The organism is Pseudonocardia sp. ICBG601 (genome assembly GCF_020496245.1).
Window position 1 is genome coordinate 17,219 of sequence record NZ_JAHLJA010000055.1, and the last position, 19,350, is coordinate 36,568.

A 19,350-nucleotide genomic window follows, 5' to 3' on the forward strand; every position below is an offset into this window, starting at 1 on the left:
ACCGCGCCTCACGGGTCGGGGGCGGGGGCCGCCGTGCCACCGTCGGGCGGGCCGGCCGGGGCCAGCCGCGGGACCAGGGCGACCCCTCGCGCAGCGCCAGCCGCGGCTCGTCGGTGCCGACGGCCAGGGCGAGCGCGTCGGCCGAGGCGGGCGTGCCGTCGGTGTCGAGCAGGACGAGCCGGTCGGGGTACTCGGCCTGCAGCGCGGCCAGCCCGCCCCACACGGCGGCGGCCGCCGGGTCGGGGACACCCGGGTCACCGCCGGGGTCGACCGCGCCGACGGTCACGGCCACGACCCGGCCGGGACCGGCGAGCAGTGCACGGCAACGCGCGTCGGCGTCGCGGGTCGCCGTCGCCACGGACGCCGCGTCGGGAACGCCACGACCACCCGCCGGGGGCACGACGGCGGCCAGCACGGTGATCTCCGGGTCCTCGGCGTCGCGGTCGACGCCGAGCGCGTCGAGCACCCCGGCGATGCCGTGCAGGTCGGCCGGCGCCCCGCCGGCTGCCGACCAGCGGCGCGGCAGCTCGCGCACCCCGGTGCGGGTGGACGGCAACGGCGTCCACGACGTCCGCAGCACCGTGCGGTGCCGGCCGCCCGCGGTGGCGCGCAGCCGGGCCGGGCCGTCGAGCAGCAGGTGCCGGGTGATCTTGCCCGACGAGGTGCGCGGCACCCGGTCGATCTCGAACAGCTCCTCGGGCACCTTGAACGCCGCCAGCCGCTCCCGGCACGCGGCGAGGGCGGCGTCGGGGTCGACACCACCGGGTCCGGCGACGACGAACGCGACGGGGACCTCGCCCTGCACCTCGTGCGGGCGGCCGGTGACGGCGGCGTCGGCCACGCCCGGCACGCCGAGCAGCACGTCCTCGATCTCGGCGGGGTGCACGTTCTCACCACTGCGGATGATCAGCTCGCGGGTGCGGCCGGTGATGGTGAGGTACCCGGCCTCGTCGAACCGGCCCAGGTCACCGGTCCGGTACCAGCCGCCGGGCATCGCCTCGGCGGTCGCGTCCGGGCGGCCGTGGTAGCCGACCATGAGGTTCGGTCCGCGGACCCACACCTCACCCTCCGCGCCGGCGTCGACGTCACGGCCGTCGTCGCCGACCAGGCGCAGTGCGATGCCGGGCACCGGCAGCCCGCACGACCCGTCGACGGTGGCCCCGGTCGGCCAGTTGACCGCCATCAGACCGCAGGTCTCCGTGCTGCCGTAGCCGTCGAGCAGCGGGGCCCCGAAGGTCTGCTCGAACGCGGTCCGCAGCGGGCCGGGGCAGATGGAGCCCGCGGTGAGGGCCCGGGTGAGGCCGTTCGGCACCCCGCCCGCGGCGCGGGCCTCGGCGACGAGCCGGTGGTACATCGCGGGGACCCCGGCCAGGAAAGTGTAGGAGCCCGCGCGCAGCTCGGCGAGGACGTCGTGCGGGTCGAAGGCCGCCATCAGCCGGGCCGTCGCGCCGACCGCGGTCACCCCCGACCACGCACAGCACGTGGGCGAGGCTGTGGTGCAGCGGGAGCGGCCAGAGCACCCGGTCCCCGCGGCCAGCCCGACGATCGGCGCGTAGCAGGCCGCCACCGACCACAGGCAGCTGCGCTGGGTGGACAGCACGCCCTTGGGGCTGCCGGTGGTGCCCGAGGTGTAGAGCATGAACGCGACGTCGTCGAGGTCCTGGTCGTCGCGGGCGGGCTGCGGGGGCTCGGTCCGGGCGAGGCGCTCGTAGCCGTGGACCCCCCGCGGCAACGGCCCGTCCCCGGTCACGAGCACCGTCACCGAGGACCGACCGGGCAGCAGGCCGAGCACCTGCTCCAGGTGGGCCGGGTCGGTGAGCACGACCCGGGCCCCGCTGTCGTCGAGGACGTGCGCGAGCTCGTCGGCGGACCCGGCCGGGTTGCAGGGCACCGCGACGCCGGACGCGCGCAGCACCGCCAGATAGCTCTCGACCACCTCGACCGCGTTGCCCTGCAGGATCACCGCCCGGTCGCCGGGATGCAGTCGCAGGGCCGCCAGGTGCCCGGCGAGCCGGCCCGTGCGCGCGTGCAGCTCGGCGTAGGTCACCGACCGGACCCGGTCGGCGAAGGCAACCGTGTCGCCCCGCTCCGAGGCGTGCCCGGCGACCAGCTCGTGCAGCGGCCGGATCAGCTCTGTGCGCAACATGCCGTCTCCCTGGGTCGAGATCCGGCGTGACGGTAGGTGCGACGGGACCGGCGAATCCTCAGTCCTGAACGGATTCCCCACCCCCTGCCCACCCCCTGGAACCCCCCTGTGACGTGTCCGGCCGGATCGACGCCACGGGATCGGACCTACCGTCGGGACGAGCGACGACCGCACGATTCCGCCGCGATGTCGCTGAGATGTCTCCGGGATTCGACGGTGATTCCACGGCGATTCCACGGCGATTCCGCCGAGGCTCCGCTGCCGTTCCTCCGCGACGCCGCCGCACTGTCCGACCCATTCACCGACGCGAACGGGAAGCCGACGTGACGCAGATCCAGTTCCAGCCCCGCACCGATCTCCCCCGACGCCCCGCCCCCGGCCGCGCCCCGGCCGCCGCGTTCGTCGACATCGCCGACGCCGACGCCTACTGCGCGACCCGCCCCGTGCTCGGCCGGATCGACTACGGCGACACCGCCACCGGCGCGTCGCTGACCGGGGGGCATCCCCGGCTCGGGCTCGGGATGGGCACCGGCACCGCGGATCTGCCCGCGTTCTCCGAGGTGTGGACGACCGAGGGCCCGGTCGAGACGGGCAGCACCGACGGGATCGTGTGGTCGCGCGACGACGAGTTCCTGCTCTGTGCCGGGCACATCGCCGAGGCCGACAGCTACGCGGAGGCGACCCGCTCGGCGTACACCACCGCGATCGACCTGATGCACGAGCTGGGCCACACCCGCTGCTTCCGGATGTGGAACTTCGTCAACCGGATCAACGAGGACAACGCCGACGGCCTGGAGGTCTACCGCGACTTCTGCCTCGGCCGTGCGCACGCCTTCCGCCGCAACGGGTTCGCCGACACCGAGGTCCCGGCCGCGACCGGCATCGGCGCCCGCGGCGACGGGATCATGTTCTACCTGCTGGCCAGCCGCAACGGGCACGGCACGCCGGCCGAGAACCCGCAGCAGGTCGCGGCCTACCGCTACCCGAAGCGGTACGGGCCGGAGGCGCCGAGGTTCGCCCGCGCGACCCGGCTGGTGCTGGACGGGCCCGGACCGGTGTACGTGTCGGGCACCGCGAGCATCACCGGGCACCTCACCCGGTTCCACGGCGACGTCGAGCGCCAGACCGGGCTCGCCCTGGAGAACATCGCTCGTGTGCTCGCCGCCTCCGGCCCGGCCGCCGGGGCCGTCCCCGACCTGTACGACCTCGACCTGGTCAAGGTGTACGTGCGACACGCGGACGACGTCCCGACGGTGCGCGCGATCGTCGAGGCCACCCTGTCCCCGCACGCCGAGGCGCGCTACCTCGTCGTGGACGTCTGCCGGGCCGACCTGCTGGTCGAGATCGAGGGCATCGCCCGCACCGTCGCCGGACCGCGGCCGTGACCCGGTCCGCCATCCCGGCCGCGCCGGCCGTGGCGGACCCCGCCGGGCCACCCGCCGCGCAGCAGCCCGACTGGGCGGGCCACCCGGGCCTCGGCCGCGCCGTGCGCAGGCTCGCCTCGACCCCGCCGCTGGTCGGCCCGGACGAGATCGCCCGGGCCCGGCGCGCGCTGGGCGAGGTCGCCGAGGGGCGGGCGGTGGTGCTGCAGGCGGGCGACTGCGCCGAGCGGCTCGACGAGTGCGGCGCCGGGCACACCGCCCGCCGGCTCGCCGAGCTCGACGCGCTCGCCGCGCTGCTCTCCGACCGCACCGGGCACCCGGTGCTGCGGATCGGGCGGATGGCCGGCCAGTACGCCAAGCCGCGGTCGTCGCCGGTGGAGGAGCACGACGGTGTCCTGCCGGTCTACCGCGGGGACCTGGTGAACGCACCCGAGCCGGACGAGCGGGCCCGCAGGCCCGACCCGGACCGCCTGGTGCGTGCCCACCGGGCGGCGGCCACGGTGCTGGCCGGGGTCCGCGCGCACCCGTCGCGGTCCGGGACCGGGCCCTTCACCAGCCACGAGGCGCTGGTGCTCGACTACGAGCGACCCCAGGTGCGCCACGACCCGGTCAGCGGCGACGACCACCTCACCTCCACCCACCTGCCGTGGATCGGCGACCGCACCGCCGACCCCGGGCAGGCACACGTCGCGCTGCTCGCCCGGGTCGCCAACCCGGTCGCCTGCAAGGTCGGTCCCACCGCGACGCCGGACCGGCTGCGGCGGCTGTGCGCGCTCCTGGACCCGGACCGCTCCCCCGGCCGACTGACCCTCGTCTCCCGGATGGGCCGGGACCGGGTCCGGACGCTGCTCGCGCCGCTGGTCGCCGCGGTCCGCGACGCCGGCCACCCGGTGGTGTGGCTGTGCGACCCGATGCACGGCAACACCGTGCGGACGCCCGACGGGACGAAGACCCGGATGCTGGCCGACGTCGTCGCCGAGGTGCGCGCGTTCGGCGAGGTCCTCGCCGCGGCGGGGCTGCACGCCGGCGGGCTCCACCTGGAGACCGCCGCGACCCCGGTGACCGAGTGCGTCGGTGCCGACGTCCCCGGCCCCGGTGCGCTGGCGGCCCGCTACGAGTCGCCGTGCGATCCCCGGCTGAACCCGGCCCAGGCGCGCGCGGTGATCGCCGCCTGCTGAACGCGGGCGGTCTACGCCGACGCCGCTTCCGGTTCCGCGGCCGTTCCGGGTCCGAGGGACGCCGGCAGCGAGGTGCGGTCCCGCACGCCGAGCTTGCGGAACACCCGGGTCAGGTGCTGCTCGGCGGTGCTGGCGGTGATGTGCAGCCGCTGCGCGATCTCGCGGTTCGTCAGGCCCGCCGCTGCCAGCTCCGCCACCCGACGCTCGCCCGCGGTCAGCACCGCGGCCGTCCGCCCCGGCTCCGGATCGGGATCCGCGGTGCAGTGGGCGCGCAGCGTCGTGGCCAGCGCGTCGGCCCCGCAGTCGACGGCGAGGGTCAGCGCCTGCCGGGCGGTGGCCAGCGCGCGTCGGTGCCGGCGCGCTCCGGCGTGCACCCGGGCCAGGTCGGCGAGTGCCCGGGCGGTCCCGTAGCGGTCCCCGGCCGCCTCCAGCACGGCGACCGCCTCCTCCAGCACCTGCTCCCGGCCTGCGCTGCGACCCGCGGCGGCGAGCAGCCGCAGCGCCGTGCCGCGCTCCCCCGACGGGCCCGCGCCGGTCGCGGCGAGCTGTTCCTGGAGCAGCCGCCGGGCCTCGGAGCGGCCCTCGTCCCGCGGGGTGGTCCCACCCAGCCGGGCGGCGGCCGCTCCGGCCCGCCACGGCACGAGACCCGGCCGGTCCAGGCCCCAGCCGACCGCGAGCTCACCGCAGGACAGGAAGTCCGCGAGCGCGGCGTGCGCGTGGGCCGCGGCCAGGTGGTACTCCCCGCGGGCGAACAGGTAGTGCAGTCCGTAGCGGGTGCCGAACAGCGCGGGAGGCACCGGGCGGGCGAGCAGCGCGGCCGCGTCGCCGAGCCGGCCTGCGCGGGTGGCCGCGACGACCGCGGTGGCCAGCGGCACCCCGCAGGCCACGCCCCAGTCCCCCGGTCCGATCTCCAGCGCCGCCGACGCCGCCGCTCCCGCCGCCCCGAGCCGACCCAGCCGCAGCGCGGCCTCCGCGCCCGCCGCGCGGACCAGGGCCCGCCCGGGGCCCGGCGGTTCCTCGGCCGCGATCGCCGCGGCCCGCTCGCACGCGACGGCAGGCCGTCCCGCGTAGACCAGCACGAGCAGCAGCTCGAACGCCACCTCCGGCCACCAGCACGCGTGGTCCCGGGGCCGGACACGGACCAGCGCCTGCTCGGCGGTCGCCGCGGCCTCGGCCCGCCGGTCGCGGGTGCACACCGCGGCCAGCGCGTCGGCGACGGCCGTCCAGGCCGGGACGGCCGGGTCTCCCGGGACCGGCCCGGGCCGCGCGGACAGCGGAGCCGGGCCCGGGCCCGCCGATCCCGGATGGGTGCGGACCAGCCAGCCCTCGACGGCGCCGGTGTCCGGGCCCCCGACGGCCCGCAGCCGCGCCGCCACCGCACCGGCCTCGTCCGTGCGGCCGTGCCAGAGCAACCGACGCAGCAGCGGCGCCAGCTCGGGATCGGGCAGCTGCGCCACGGCCGCGGCCGGGCGGGTCAGCAACCGGTCCGCGAGGCCCGGTCCGGCCCGCCACTCGGCGCGGGTGGCGCAGGTGTCCGCGGCCAGGACGTCGGCGGGGCCGGCACCGGCGGCCGCGGTCACCGCGGCCCGGGCCAGCGTGCGGGCCGTGGCGGTGCGCCCGTCGCACAGCGCCTCGTCCGCGGCGCGGACCAGCACCCCGACCGCCCACGACGGCAGGGCCCCACCGGCCTCGGCCAGCCGCTCGGCGACGTCGGCGACCGGAGCGCCGCGGTCGTGCAGGCGTTCGGCGGCCCGCAGCCGCAGGGCCCGCAGCTCCGTGGGGGGCACACCGGCCAGGACCGCGTCGCGGACCCCGCCGGGCAGCTCGTCGCCGGTCAGCAGCCCGGCGGCGGCGAGCGCACAGGTCGCGGCCGACCGCCGCGGCTCGGCAGGGCCCGGTACCGCACCGGTCGCCGGCGGCGGCGCCGCGGTCCGGCGCCCGGTGACCGCGAGGGCGAGCGCGAGCCGCGACGCCCCCTCGGGCAGCCGTGCGAGCAGCACCTCGACCGCCCGGACCAGCGCCGGCCCCGGCACCGTCGTCCGCCCGGCCGCGTGGTCGGTGAGCAGTGCCGCGACCAGCCCCGGGTGCCCGCCGGTGGCCGCCAGCACGGCCTCCGGCCCCGGCCCCGGCCGGGCCCGGCAGACCTCGGCGACCGCGTCAGCGTCCAGCGGGCCGACGACGTGCTCCCGGGCCGCCGGGCAGCGCCGCAGGTCGTGGGCGAGCGCGGCACCGGGTGCGGCGACCAGCAGCAGGACCGGTCGCCCCGGACCGGTCCGGCGCGCGATCCAGCACAGCAGGCCCAGCGAGGCGTCGTCGGTCTCGCCCGCGTCGTCGACCGCCACCAGCACCGGCCCGGGTGGCAGCGCCGCGCCGAGCTCCTCCACCCGCAGCGCGCGGGCCGCCTGGTCCGGGCCCGGGTCGGGCAGCGGACGGCCGCACAGCTGGGCGGCGACACCGAAGGGCACCGGCCGCTCGGCCGCGGACGCCGTGGCCCGCAGCACCGTCGTCCCGGTCGCCGCGGCCCGCGCGGTGACGGCGTCGAGCAGTGCGGTACGCCCGCAGCCGGGTGGCCCGTCGAGCAGCGCGACCCCGCCGGTCCCGCGGCGCAGCAGGTCGAGCTGCTCGCCGAGGGCGGCCACTGCGCGGTGCGGCCGGGCAGGACGGTGCTCACGACCACCGAGGCTAGGTCGTCGAAGACTGGCAATATCCCGGTTCCCGATCCGGTGCCATGGACGGCATGAACGCGACCCGCCCCGCGGTGCTGATGGTCGGGCTGCCGGAGAGCGGCCTGATCAACCCGATGCTCGTGCTCGCCGGGGAGCTGTCCCGACGCGACGTCGCCGACCTCTGGTTCGCCACCGACGACCACCGACGCGACGACGTCGAGGCGGCCGGCGCGGACGGTGGCGCCCCGGTGCGGTTCTGCGGCCTCGGGGAGGTCGTCGGCGAGCTGTCGTCGGTGACCTGGGACGACCGCACCTACCGGCGGGTGACCGGGCGGTCCCGGTTCCGGGCCCGCGCCGCGGTCATCCGGAAGACCTACGTGCCCGGAGCGCAGGCCGAGAAGTACCGCAGGCTGCTCGCGGTGGTGGACCGGGTGCGGCCGTCGCTGATGGTCGTCGAGAGCATGTGCCAGTACGGCGTCCAGGTCGCGATCACCCGCGGCATCCCGTTCGTGCTGAGCAACCCGTTCGTCCCCAGCAACCTGCTGACCTCGCTGGTGCCGTTCGGGCCGTCCTACACGCCGAAGGACTTCCCGGTGCCGCACTCGGGGCGCTCCGCGCACGCGGGGCCGCTGGGCCGGCTGGCCAACCGCTGGTTCCGGTGGCGGATGCTCGGGCTGTTCCTGTCCCCGGCCATGCGCCGTCGCAACGCCGAGGACGCCCGGATCGCCGCCGAGCTCGGCGTCGACCCCGCCTCGGCGGGCCAGTTCACCCGGACCGAGTCCGCGGCGATGGTCCTCAACTACTCGATCCCGGAGCTGGACTACCCGTTCGAGCTGCCCGCGGTGTTCCGGACCGTCGGCGCGATGATCCCGCCGCTGCCGCAGGAGCCCCCCGGTGAGCTGACCGACTGGCTGGACGCACAGACCTCGGTGCTCTACGCGGGCTTCGGCACCATCACCCGGCTCACCCGCCCCGAGGTCGCCACGATGGTGGAGCTCGCCCGCCGGCTGGAGGGCCGTCACCAGGTGCTGTGGAAGCTCCCCGCCGAGCAGCAGCACCTCCTCCCGGACACACTGCCGGCCTCCCTGCGGGTGGTGAGCTGGGTGCCGTCCCAGTTGGACGTGCTCGCGCACCCCTCGGTGCGGGCCTTCCTCTCGCACGGCGGCGGGAACGCCTACCACGAGAGCCTCTGGTTCGGGAAGCCGATGGTGGTCCGTCCACTGTGGGTGGACTGCCACGACCAGGCCGTACGGGCCGAGGACCTGGGCGTGGGGCTGTCGCTGCGCCGACCGCGCCGGTTCGGCATCGACGACCTCCAGAACGCGGTGACCCGGGTGCTGGAGGAGCCCGCGTTCGCCGAGAACGCCCGGCGGTTCGCCGCGCTGCAACGGGCGGCGGGCGGACGCGAGCGGGCCGCCGACCTGGTCACCGGGCTCCTCGGCGCCGGTCGAGCGGCCCCGTCCGTCCCCCAGCCCTGACCCTCCCCGGAGGAACCATGTCGACCACCGAGACCGATCCCGAGCTCGTCCCGTTCCTGATGCGCGGGCCGGGCAAACCCTTCCCGCCCCCGGAGTACGACGCGCTGCGTGGGCAGGGACCCGTCCGCGCCGCGCTGCCGGACGGGACGCCGGTCTGGCTGGTGACCCGGCACGCCGACGTCCGCGCCGTGCTCACCGACCGGCGGATCAGCTCGAACCCCGACCGGGAGGGCTTCCCCCGGCCGAACGCCAACGGCGGCGCGCCCTCGGCGACCGAGGTGCCCGGCTGGTTCGTGTCGCTGGACCCGCCCGAGCACGACCGGTTCCGGCGCGCCCTGATCCCGGAGTTCAGCGTGCGCCGGGTGCGCGAGATGCGCCCGGCGATCCAGCAGGTGGTCGACCGCGTCGTCGACGACCTGCTGGCCCGCGACGGCGAGGCCGACCTCGTCGCCGACTTCGCCCTGCCGGTCCCCTCCCTGGTGATCTCGGCGCTGCTCGGGGTGCCCGAGGTCGACCGGGACTTCTTCGAGTCGCGCACCCGGACCCTCGTCACGATCGGGTCCGCCGACGCCGACCGCGACACCGCCACCGAGCAGCTGCTCCGCTACCTGAACCGGCTGATCGCGATCCGGACCCGGCGCCCCGGCGAGGACGTGCTGAGCCGGCTGGTGACCGCCGGGGACTTCACCCCCGAGGAGCTGTCCGGGGTGGCGATGCTGTTGCTGATCGCCGGGCACGAGACCACCGCGAACAACATCGCGCTGGGTGCGGTGACGTTGCTGGCGCACCCCGAGTGGATCGGCGCCGACGGTCTGCCCGACGAGCTGCTGCGCCTGCACTCGGTCGCCGACATCGTCGCGCTGCGCGTCGCGGTGTCCGACGTCGAGATCGGGGGTCGGACCATCGCGGCCGGTGAGGGCATCGTCCCGCTGATCGCCGCGGCGAACCACGACCCCGAGGTCTTCGGCGAGTGCCCGGCACGCTTCGCCCCGTCGCGCGAGTCCCGCCAGCACGTCGCGTTCGGGTTCGGTGTGCACCAGTGCCTGGGCCAGAACCTGGTCCGGACCGAGATGGAGCTGGCCTACCGGACGCTGTTCGACCGGGTCCCGGGCCTGCGGCTCGGGGTGCCCGCCGAGGACCTCCCGATCAAGTACGACGGCGTGCTGTTCGGCCTGCACGCCCTGCCGGTGCGCTGGTGAGCCGCCCACGGGGAGAGGCCCCGCCCACGGACAGCACCGACCGCACCGACCACACGGACCGCACCGACGGGACGCGGGCCACGACCGCCGCGGGCGGCGCCGGCCGGATCGTCGTCGACGTCGACCGCTGCATCGGGGCCGCCCAGTGCGTGCTCTCCGCGCCCGAGATCTTCGACCAGGACGACGACGGCTTCGTGGTGGTCCTCGACGAGACCCCGCCCGCCGACCGGGCCGACCGGGTCGGTCTGGCGGCGCGCATCTGCCCGTCCGGGGCGATCCGACAGGTCCCCGACGCCGGACCGTCGTGAGGGGGCCGGCCCGCCGGCCGGAACGGACCTGACAGGGGTGCCCCGCCCGCGTTCCGCGGAACGCGGGCGGGGCACCCCTGTCGCCGGTCCGGGTATGTCGGACGTCGGTGTCGGTCGTCGCTGTCAGGCGTCCACGCGGCGAGCGGTCAGCAGCAGGTAGCCGAAGCCGTCGACCGCGGCCATCTCCGCGCACGGGTCCGGCCAGTCGGCCGCGCCCCCGGACCCGGCGGCCGCCCGCTGCTGGACCCGCGCCATCTCCAGGAACGTGCGCCGGGTGCTGTGCCGGCTGATGTCGCGGATCTCCTCGAAGGTCATCCCCGCGGCCCGCAGCAGCTCCGGGTAGTCCCCGGCCCGCGACAGCGACATCATCGAGCCCTCCAGCAGCATCCGCAGGGCCGGACGCTGCTCCGGCAGGATCGGCCCCCGCTCGAAGAAGTCGGTGAGGACCAGGCGCCCGCCCGGGCGCAGCACCCGGGCGGCCTCCGCTACCACCTCGGACCGGTCCGGTACGTGCATGATCGACTCGAGCGCGACGACGGCGTCGAACGACGCGTCCTCGAACGGGGTCCGGCGCGCGTCGGCCACCCGGAACCGCACGGCGTGGTCGGCGCCGGCGATCTCCGCGGCACGCCGGGCCTCGTCCACCTGGTCCCGGCTCAGCGTCACGCCCTCGACCGCGGCACCGGTCCGTGCGTGCAGCCGCAGGGCCGGGCCGCCGATCCCGCAGCCGAGGTCGAGCACCCGGGAGCCGGGCCCGACCGCCAGCCGCTCGATCACCATGTCGGTCAGCCGCAGCGAGGCCTCGGCGAGACCGAGCTCCTCCTGCGGCGACTCCCAGTACCCGAAGTGGAGCTGGTCGCCGAAGCCGAAGTTGCCGGCGTCGGTGTCGTCGTCGGCGTCGGTGCCGCGCTCGGCGCACTGCTCGCCGAACGCGTCGTAGAGGCGGCCGACCGCCTCGGCGGAATCGTCGTGTCGGCCGGTTCCCGTGTCCGTGTCGGTCATTGTCGCAAAGGTCCTCTCCGGGCGGTCCGGCGACCGGTGACACTGAGGTGTTCTCAGTAGGGCCGTCGTCGCTGGTCAGGGATGTGGTGTAGCGGCAGGCCTGTGGGGTGGGTGCAGGGCCTCGGTAGGGAAGATCGGTCCGTTCGAAGATCGCTACTTCCGTACCGAGGTCCTGCGTGTCTGATCCTGTCACCTACACCGGTGTGCTCCCCGTCGCAGCCTCGACCGTGGACTACCTGGCCCGGCTTCTCGCTGGTGAACGGGCCCGTCGCGGGACCCGTCGCGGACGACGAGTGCTGGAGGTGTCCGCGCAGGCGGTGATGGTGCTGCGCTGGTTCCTCGACGCCACCCGCGTCACCCGGTTAGCTCGCGACAGCGGGATCAGCCGCGCGACCGCCTACCGGTACCTGCACGAGGGCATCGACGTCCTCACCGCGGCCGCGCCCGGCCTGCACGGCGCTCTGCTGGCCGCCCGCGCGGCCGGGTACTCCCGGGTACATCTGGACGGCACCCTGATCACCACGACCCGCAGCAGAGCACTCGGCCCCACCCCAGGAGTGGACCTGTGGTGGTCGGGTAAACACCGCTGTCACGGTGGGAACATCCAGGTCATCACCGCCCCCGACGGGTGGCCACTGTGGAGCTCACCGGTCCGCCCAGGTCGGGAACACGACCTGACCTGCGCTCGTGCCCATCCCGGACTCCTCGACCGACTCGCCGAGTTCATCGATGACGACCACGCCGTGCTCGCTGACCTGGGCTATGAAGGCGAGTCCGACCGACTCACCGTCCCGATCAAGACCCGATCCGGGGCCGGGCTCTGCCCGGACCAGCGCACGGTCAACGTGCTGCACTCCGCGACCCGAGCGATCGCTGAACGAGGAAACGCCCTGCTCAAGAACACCTTCCGAGCGTTGAGACACCTCAGCCTCTGCCCACAACGGATCGGCGCGATCACCGCAGCAGCGCTGGTCCTACTCCACACCGAGCACAACCGAACAACATGATCAACAAGCTAGTGAGAACACCTCACTCATCGCACGGATACGTCATTCCATCGGGTGACACTATTCGAGGGGCGTCTAGGGAATTATCCGGAAAATCTCCTCGATACGGTTTCCCGGCGGGTCGGGGCGCAGAATCGGAATATGCGTTCCCCCATCGGCCACATCCATCCCGATCCGGTCGGCTTCGAGGCGGACCGGCTGCGAGGGCGGCGCGCGATCGTGCTCGGCGCCTCCAGCGGCATCGGTGCCGCCGCCGTGCGGCGCTTCGCCCGTGAGGGTGCGTCCGTGGTGGCCGCGGCGCGCCGGCGCGACCGGCTCGAACAGGTCTGCGCCGAGGTCCGCGACGGACTACCCGCCTCGGCCGGACCGGTGCTCCCGATGCCCTGCGACGTGCAGGACGAGGAGTCGGTCGCGGCCCTCGTGGACGCCACGGTGGAGCGGCTCGGCGGCCTGGACACGGCGTTCAACGTCCAGGGCGTCGGCAACACCCCCGGCCCGCTGCACGAGGTCCCCACCGAGGAGTTCGACCAGGTCGTGGCGGTCAACCTGCGCGGCACGTTCCTGGCGATGAAGCACGAGATCCGCGCGATGCTGGCGGGCGAGGGCGGCAGCATCGTCAACACCTCCTCGGTCGCCGGCCTGGTCGGCACCCCGCAGCTGCCCGCCTACGGCGCGTCCAAGGCGGGGCTCGACGGGCTGACCCGCACCGCCGCGATCACCTATGCCGACCGGGGCATCCGGGTCAACGGCCTGGCACCCGGGGCGACGATGACCGAGATGCTCACCCCGTGGGTGACCAGCGACGCGATCCGCCAGAAGGTCGCCGAGACCGCGCCGCTGCCGTTCCTCGCCCTGCCCGACGACATGGCCAGGGTCGCGGTGTTCCTGCTGTCGGAGGAGGCGCGCTGGATCACCGGCACGGTGCTGCCGGTGGACGGCGGCGCCTCGGCCGACTGATCCGCGGCCCTGACCGGTGCCGCCACGGGCCGGGCGGCACCGGTCGGGGACGACACCTGGCAGGAGCGACGCCGGGCAGGTCAGCGGTCGCGGCGTCGGACCGCGTCCAGTGCCGCGGTCACCTCGGCCTCCGGACCTGACTTCGGTCACTTGTCTTAGTGCTTCGCCGCGGGCTGACGGAGCGCGTCGAGGAGGGCCTGTTTGTCGGCGGGGACGGCGGGCGGGAAGGTCTGCTGGGTGCCGTTGATGGCGATGGTGGCCGAGCGCAGTGGTCGGAGCTGGCGGACGACGTTGCGGATGGTGAGCCCGGTGCGGTTCTGGATCTCGCGGGCGACTGCGAGGGCGGTGAACACGATGGTCAGGTGCGCTTCGATGGACTGGCGTTGGTGGTGGAACATCGGGCGGGCGCGTAGGTCGGTTTTGCTCATCCGGAAGGACTGCTCGACGTGCCAGAGGTCGTGGTAGTCGCCGATGATCTCCCCGGCCGCTGCGCCGCCGGCCGGGATGTTGGTCACGTAGCCCTTCAACCCGACCAACCGGTATGCCCGAGCCAAGGAGGCCTCGTCCAGGGCGCGGGAGCCGTTGGTGACCTTGACGAACCGCGGTGTGCGCGCGGGCTTCTCGCCGGCGATGACCTCGCGGGCCCGGTTCTCCTGCAGGGTCAACGTGCGCCGGTCCCGGACGGCCCGCTTCGTGGAGTAGGCCCAGACCGCCCGCCAGGATCCCGGATGCTGGTTGGGGTTCCAGACGGGCTCGGCCTTGACCTTCGGGCTGTTCTCGCTGCGCCCGGTGCGGCGGTCGCGTGGTGTGAGGGTGTCGATGATCTGCCCGTCGACGAAGGCGTCGCCGTGCCAGTGGAAGTGCGACTCCAGGTCAACCGGGGCCTTGGTGAGTCGGGAGCCGACGATGAACCGCAGGCCGGCCTCGTCGAGGTCGCGCAGGTTCGCGGCCGAGAGCATCCCTGCGTCGGCGACCACGACCATCCCGCCCGGCTCGACCGGCAGCTGGTGTCGGGCCCGGAAGGCCTCGATGATCGGCAGGATCGTCGCGGTCTCGGTCTTGTTGCCCTCGAAACAGCCGATCTCGAGGGGGAACCCTGCGCGATCGACCAGCAGCCCGACGACGACCTGCGGGTCGACCCGGCGTTCCTTGGAGAACCCGACCTTGCGCAGGTCGTCCTCCTTCTCCGCCTCGAAGTAGAGGGTGGTGACGTCGTAGAGACACAACGACACATCCCCACTGCCACGGGCGTGGGTGAAGCAGGCCCTCGCGATCTCGTCGCGGTAGCTGCGCCCGGTGCAGCGCAGCAGGGTGCGGCGCATCGTCTTTTCGCTCGCCGCGGTGACGCCCAGACCGGCCAGCACCCGACCGGTGTCCAGGATGGACGTGGGCTCGACGATCCGGGCGATCACCAGGTCGCGGAACGTGTCATCAGCGACCTCTGCGAACCCGAGGCCCGCGTAGACCTCGGCGAGGATGTCGAACAGCACCCGCGACCCGGTCGTGATCACCTGCGGCGCACCCACCCGCCGGGTTGTGGTGCTCGGGGCGCGCCGCGGCATCTGGCCGAACAGCCCCTCCTGCGTGGCACCGCCGGCCGCGGTGGGCGCGATCAGCTCGGCCCGCCGGGGTGACGGCGCGACGCCCAGATCCAGGGCCTGCTGTGCAGCGTCGTCGATCAGCCCACGGGCCTGCTCGACCAGCAGGCCCAGCTCGGCCTCGGTGTGCGCTGACCCGACATGGGCCACGATCCGTCGATGGCCCTGCACGGACTCGGCGATCTGGACCGCGGTCGCCCCGGAGGCCGTCCGTACCCGCCTCACCCACGCCACCTGACCGAGCGTAGAGCACCGAATTAGTGCCTCACACCGCTCCCGCGCAAACACATCACCGCAGCTCAGCGCAGTACAAGCTGCGAAACCAGGCTCGGGTGACCAAAGTCAGGCCGGATCGTCCGCGGGACCGGTGGCGCGCCAGGCCACGACCCGGTCCGGGCGGACCAGCACCGCTCCGCCGGGGCCGGTCCCCCGCCGGTCGAGCCAGGCCGTTCCGGGGGCGAGCAGGTCGCCGTCTAGGTGCCCGATCCGGACCGCGTCCAGCCCGACACCCAGCTCGCCGGCCACCTTCGCCGCCGCCTCGGCCCAGGCCTGCCCGTCCTCGCCGGCGATCAGCAGGAACCGACCGGGACGGACCAGGTCCATCACCGGCAGCCGGGCCGTGACGTCGCCGTCGGGGTCGACCCAGGCGTGCGGCAGCAGTGCTCCCGGACGGGTGCCCGGCCGGTGGATCCGCGGGTCCGGCGGCGGGTCCGCCGGCGAGCCGTCGTCCACGAGCGCGGTCGCCGGGTCGGCAGGGTCCAGCTCGTAGCCGTACTCGATGCCGAGCGCGTCGAACTCCCCGGACTGGTCGGCGAAGGCACGGCGCATGCGGCGCCGGAGGTCCTCGTCGGCGGGGTCGTCCCCCCACATCCGGCGCAGCGTCGCCCAGTTCCGGTCCGGGTCGCTGCCCGGGCCGAAGCCGGCCGCCTCCATGCCCCGCAGATGGGTGACGATGTTGGCCACGGCGTGCTGGACGAACTGCACCGTGACCGGTTTGCGCTCGGCCTCGTAGCTGTCGAGCAGGCCGGGTCCGGCCTGGCCCTGCAGCACCGCGGCGACCTTCCAGACCAGGTTGTGCGCGTCCTGGATCGCGGAGTTGAGCCCGAGCCCGCCGGTCGGCGGCAGCCGGCGCACGGCGTCGCCGAGCAGCAGCACCCGGCCGTCGGCGAACCGGTCGGCCACGACGCCCTCCACCAGCCACCGGTTGATCCGGTGGACCTGCATCGGGTGCCGGTCCAGGCCCAGTGCCCGGCGCAGCTCGGCCACGACCGCCTCGTCATCGGGGACCGGGACGTCCATCGGGAAGCTCAGGTGGAACACCCACTCCTCGGAGTCGGTCCCCCAGCGCTGCGGTCCCATCGGCACGATCGCGCAGCTGGTACCGATGTGCGGCAGCCAGATCCAGCGGATCAGGACCTCGTCGTCGCGCAGCCAGCGGGTCAGGTCGGTCGTGGCGTGCACCGACATCGACCGGAACAGGTTGCTGACGCCCTCCATGGTCACGCCGCGGTCGGGCCCCACGAAGCGGCCGCCGTCGCACCCGAGCACGTACCGCGCCCGGACCCGGGTGACCTCGTCGGTCGCGACGTCGCGCACGGTGGCGGTGACGCCGTCCTCGTCGGGGTCGAGGGCGGTGACCTCCCGGCCGAACCGGACCCGGCCGGGGGCCAGCTCCTCGGCGCGGCGGCGCAGCAGCGGTTCCAGCCGGATCTGCGGGAGGTTGGTGGTGCGGCACGGGCTGGCCGCGACCCAGGCCGGGTCGGTCGCGCCGGCGCCCCAGCACTCGATCCGGGCGATCTCGCGCCCGTAGTCGTCGTGCTCGCCGCGCAGCCCGGCGTACCAGCCGGTGTGGCTCATGTTCGCCGCGGGCGTCCCGGCCGCGTACACCTGCTCGGCCAGGCCCAGCTCGCGCAGGATCTCCATGGTCCGCTGGTTCAGCACGTGCGCCTTGGGCACCGTCGAGGTGTCCGGACGGGCGCTGACCAGCAGCGAGTCGATCCCCAGCCGGGACAGCAGCATGGAGGCGGTCAGGCCGGCCCCGCCGCCGCCGACGACGAGCACGTCGACCTCGCGCACGTCGTCCTCGCGCCGCTCGACCCCGGGCACGTCGACCCCGGGCACGTCGACCTCGGGCAGGCCGCCGGTCATGCGGGCCGCCGCCCGACCACCGCGCCGTTGGCGCCCGCGGCCTCGAACCGGACGACCTCGAGGTCGACGAACCCGGTGTCGGCCAGCCAGCCCAGGTACTCGGTCTCGGAGTAGTTCTCCCCGCCGTCGTGGGCGACGAGCATGTTCATGCCCATCAGCGCCGCGGCGGGAGGTCCGCTGCGCGCGGGGTCGAGCAGGAGCTCGCAGACCACCACCGCACCGCCGGGCGGCAGCGCCTCGAAGCACTTGCGCAGCGTCTCCCGGTTGCGTTCCTCCCCCGCGCAGTGCAGGACCTGGCTGAGCACGATCAGGTCGTGTCCGGACGGCAGGGCGGCGTCGGTGAACAGGTCGCCCGGTGCGGTGCCGATCCGGTCCTCCAGACCGGCCGCGGCGACCTTCTTCGTGGCGACCGGGCAGACGTGCGGCAGGTCGTACACGGTCGCCCTCAGGTTCGGGTGACGCCGGCACAGTTCGATCGGGAACCCGCCGGAGCTGCCGCCGACGTCCAGCAGCGCGGTGTGCCGGCCGACGTCGTAGGCCCCGGCCAGCGCGCCCGCGGTGGTGAGTGCGACGGCGTGCATCGCGTTGCCGAAGAACTCGGTCATCACGAAGTTGTCGACCTCGAAGACGCTGTCGCGCTCCTCCGGCTCGGCGAACACCGGGCTGTCGGTGCGCAGCGCCTCGGTGATGCCCTGCCAGCCGGGGTAGAGCACCCGATCGTAGAACTGCACGAAGCCGCCGAAGTGGTCCTCGACCCCCTCGACGAGGAACTCCTGGGCGAGCGGGGTGTTGCGGTAGTGGCCGTCGGCGGTGCGCTCGACCAGTTCCAGGGAGGTGAGCGCGGCCAGCAGCACGCGTGCGGGGCGCGGAGCGAGCCCGAGCTCCTCGGCGAGCTCCGCCTCCGTCCGGGCACCTCGGCCGGACAGGGCCGTGAACACGTCCAGCTCGACGGCGGCGGCGAGGGTCTTGAAGGCCATGAACCCGTTCACCAGGTTCAGCAGCGGTATCTGGGACGGCCGTGCGGACTGCTCGGTCACGTCGGTCTCCTCACGGGTCTCGGTCACCAGGTGACGGGAAGGGCGGCGAGCCCGCCGGCCAGGCGGCCGCCCGGGTGCGGCGCGAGCTCGGAGTCGTCGACGGCCAGGCGCAGGTCGGGGAACCGCTCGAACAGGGCCCGGTAGGCCACCCCGAGGATGATCCGCACCAGCGGCGCGCCGGTGCAGTGGCGCAGGCCGTGGCTGAAGGTGAAGTGCGGGTTCGGCACGCGGTCGACGTCGAAGGTGAACGGGTCGTCGAACACGCGCGGGTCGTGGTTGGCCAGCGAGAAGTCCACCATCACCAGGTCGCCGCGGCGGATGGTGACGCCGTCGACCTCGATGTCGGTGTGCGCGTAGCGGGGCAGCACGGGGGCGCCGATCGTCGCGCGGAGCACCTCGTCGACGGCCCGCGACATCACGTCCGGGTCGGCGACGGCGCGCCGGCGCTGCTCGGGGTTGCGCAGCAGCAGCAGGGTGCCGAAGTCGACGTGGCTGGCCAGCCCGGACAGCCCGGTGAACAGCAGCGCGACGATGTGCGTCGCGATCGCGCGGTCGTCCAGCCCGGTCTCGACGAACCGGGACACGACGTTGTCGCCCGGCGCTGCCCGCACCCCGGCGGCCGTCGCGGAGGCCCGCTCGAACAGCGCCTCCATCCCGGCGTGGGAGTCCGCGGCGTCGGTGGTGTCCCCGACCCGGTCCATCATGGACAGCAGCGGCTCCCGCTCCTCCTCCGGGATGCCCATCATGTCGCAGAGCGCCTGCTGCGGGAACGGCATCGACCATGCCTCGTGCAGGTCGGCGGGGGCGCCCGCCTCCTCGATCCGGTCCAGGAGCCGCTCGGCGATGGCCTCCACGGAGGCGCGGCGGTCCAGCACCCGGCGGGCGGCGAAGCTCGCGGTGTACATCGCGCGCTTGGTCAGGTGCTCCTGGAGCTCGACCTCCGGGGGTGCGTCGGTGATGAGCATGTCGAGCATCGGGTTGTCGAGGAACTTCGGGGCGTGTGCCGGGTCCTCGTGGGACCGGCCGAGCCGGTTGTCGGTCAGCAGGGTCGCGACCTCGGCGTGCCGGGTGACCAGCCATGCGGGGTCACCGACCGGGGTGCGGATCGGGCACACCCCGGCCTGCTGCTGCAGCCGCAGCCGCAGCGGGCTCAGCGTGAGCACACCGGGCGGGTCGATGCCGACGATCGGCGGCTCGTCGTGTGCCGCGGCGGCACTCGTCGTGGAGGTGGACATGGGTTCTCC

The 19,350-nt window shown here is 74.7% G+C and carries 13 protein-coding genes and 1 pseudogene; 7 read left to right on the top strand and 7 right to left on the bottom strand.

What is annotated here, in order from left to right:
• Positions 1-94: 94 nt before the first annotated feature.
• Positions 95-2,146, bottom strand: a pseudogene (locus tag KPL57_RS17960) (AMP-binding protein); the annotation flags it as partial.
• Positions 2,147-2,469: 323 nt separating this feature from the next.
• On the opposite strand from KPL57_RS17960, the gene KPL57_RS17965 reads away from it, so the two are divergent.
• Together KPL57_RS17965 and KPL57_RS17970 are read left to right on the top strand one after the other, a co-directional pair.
• Positions 2,470-3,531: an FkbO/Hyg5 family chorismatase gene (locus tag KPL57_RS17965; RefSeq protein ID WP_226352480.1), complete on the top strand. Its 1,062-nt coding sequence runs from the start codon at positions 2,470-2,472 to the stop codon at positions 3,529-3,531.
• On the top strand, positions 3,528-4,706 hold the full coding sequence (locus tag KPL57_RS17970) for a 3-deoxy-7-phosphoheptulonate synthase (protein WP_226352481.1): 1,179 nt from the start codon (positions 3,528-3,530) through the stop codon (positions 4,704-4,706). The genes KPL57_RS17965 and KPL57_RS17970 overlap by 4 nt, the downstream gene beginning before the upstream one ends.
• Positions 4,707-4,717: 11 nt before the next feature.
• Here the strand turns inward: KPL57_RS17970 and KPL57_RS69865 are convergent, their stop codons facing one another.
• Positions 4,718-7,345: a LuxR C-terminal-related transcriptional regulator gene (locus tag KPL57_RS69865; protein WP_308252918.1), complete on the bottom strand. Its 2,628-nt coding sequence runs from the start codon at positions 7,343-7,345 to the stop codon at positions 4,718-4,720.
• Positions 7,346-7,443: 98 nt separating this feature from the next.
• Between KPL57_RS69865 and KPL57_RS17985 the strand changes: the two genes are divergently transcribed.
• Genes KPL57_RS17985 through KPL57_RS17995 form a run of 3 tightly spaced genes read left to right on the top strand, consistent with a single transcriptional unit; the run spans position 7,444 to position 10,357 of the window.
• Positions 7,444-8,850: a glycosyltransferase gene (locus KPL57_RS17985; protein WP_226352482.1), complete on the top strand. Its 1,407-nt coding sequence runs from the start codon at positions 7,444-7,446 to the stop codon at positions 8,848-8,850.
• Between the two features lie 17 nt (positions 8,851-8,867).
• Complete coding sequence (locus KPL57_RS17990; protein WP_226352483.1) at positions 8,868-10,049, top strand: cytochrome P450; 1,182 nt, start codon at positions 8,868-8,870, stop codon at positions 10,047-10,049.
• Positions 10,046-10,357, top strand: coding sequence for a ferredoxin (locus KPL57_RS17995; protein ID WP_308187816.1), 312 nt, complete (start codon positions 10,046-10,048; stop codon positions 10,355-10,357). Before KPL57_RS17990 ends, KPL57_RS17995 begins: the two co-directional genes overlap by 4 nt.
• A 123-nt stretch (positions 10,358-10,480) precedes the next feature.
• Here KPL57_RS17995 and KPL57_RS18000 read toward each other — a convergent pair whose 3' ends face one another.
• Positions 10,481-11,359: a cyclopropane-fatty-acyl-phospholipid synthase family protein gene (locus tag KPL57_RS18000; RefSeq protein ID WP_226352484.1), complete on the bottom strand. Its 879-nt coding sequence runs from the start codon at positions 11,357-11,359 to the stop codon at positions 10,481-10,483.
• Between the two features lie 176 nt (positions 11,360-11,535).
• Here KPL57_RS18000 and KPL57_RS18005 point away from each other — a divergent pair, with 176 nt between their 5' ends.
• Both KPL57_RS18005 and KPL57_RS18010 read left to right on the top strand, forming a co-directional pair.
• Positions 11,536-12,366, top strand: coding sequence for a transposase family protein (locus KPL57_RS18005; RefSeq protein ID WP_374203696.1), 831 nt, complete (start codon positions 11,536-11,538; stop codon positions 12,364-12,366).
• A 141-nt stretch (positions 12,367-12,507) separates the two neighbouring features.
• Positions 12,508-13,323, top strand: a complete 816-nt coding sequence (locus KPL57_RS18010) for an SDR family NAD(P)-dependent oxidoreductase (RefSeq protein ID WP_020623668.1) — start codon at positions 12,508-12,510, stop codon at positions 13,321-13,323.
• Between the two features lie 155 nt (positions 13,324-13,478).
• Here KPL57_RS18010 and KPL57_RS18015 read toward each other — a convergent pair whose 3' ends face one another.
• The 4 genes from KPL57_RS18015 to KPL57_RS18030 all read right to left on the bottom strand — a co-directional run bounded on the left by KPL57_RS18015 (position 13,479) and on the right by KPL57_RS18030 (position 19,341).
• Complete coding sequence (locus tag KPL57_RS18015) at positions 13,479-15,155, bottom strand: IS1634 family transposase (RefSeq protein ID WP_226350710.1); 1,677 nt, start codon at positions 15,153-15,155, stop codon at positions 13,479-13,481.
• 108 nt (positions 15,156-15,263) lie between these two features.
• Positions 15,264-17,069 carry an FAD-dependent monooxygenase gene (locus KPL57_RS18020; protein ID WP_226352485.1) on the bottom strand — a complete coding sequence of 602 codons (1,806 nt, stop codon included), beginning with the start codon at positions 17,067-17,069 and terminating at the stop codon, positions 15,264-15,266.
• The gene (locus KPL57_RS18025) at positions 17,066-18,133 is read right to left on the bottom strand and encodes an acetylserotonin O-methyltransferase (protein WP_226352486.1); all 1,068 of its coding nucleotides are present in this window, start codon (positions 18,131-18,133) and stop codon (positions 17,066-17,068) included. The genes KPL57_RS18020 and KPL57_RS18025 overlap by 4 nt, the downstream gene beginning before the upstream one ends.
• The gene (locus KPL57_RS18030) at positions 18,130-19,341 is read right to left on the bottom strand and encodes a cytochrome P450 (RefSeq protein WP_226352487.1); all 1,212 of its coding nucleotides are present in this window, start codon (positions 19,339-19,341) and stop codon (positions 18,130-18,132) included. The genes KPL57_RS18025 and KPL57_RS18030 overlap by 4 nt, the downstream gene beginning before the upstream one ends.
• Between the last annotated feature and the right edge of the window lie 9 nt (positions 19,342-19,350).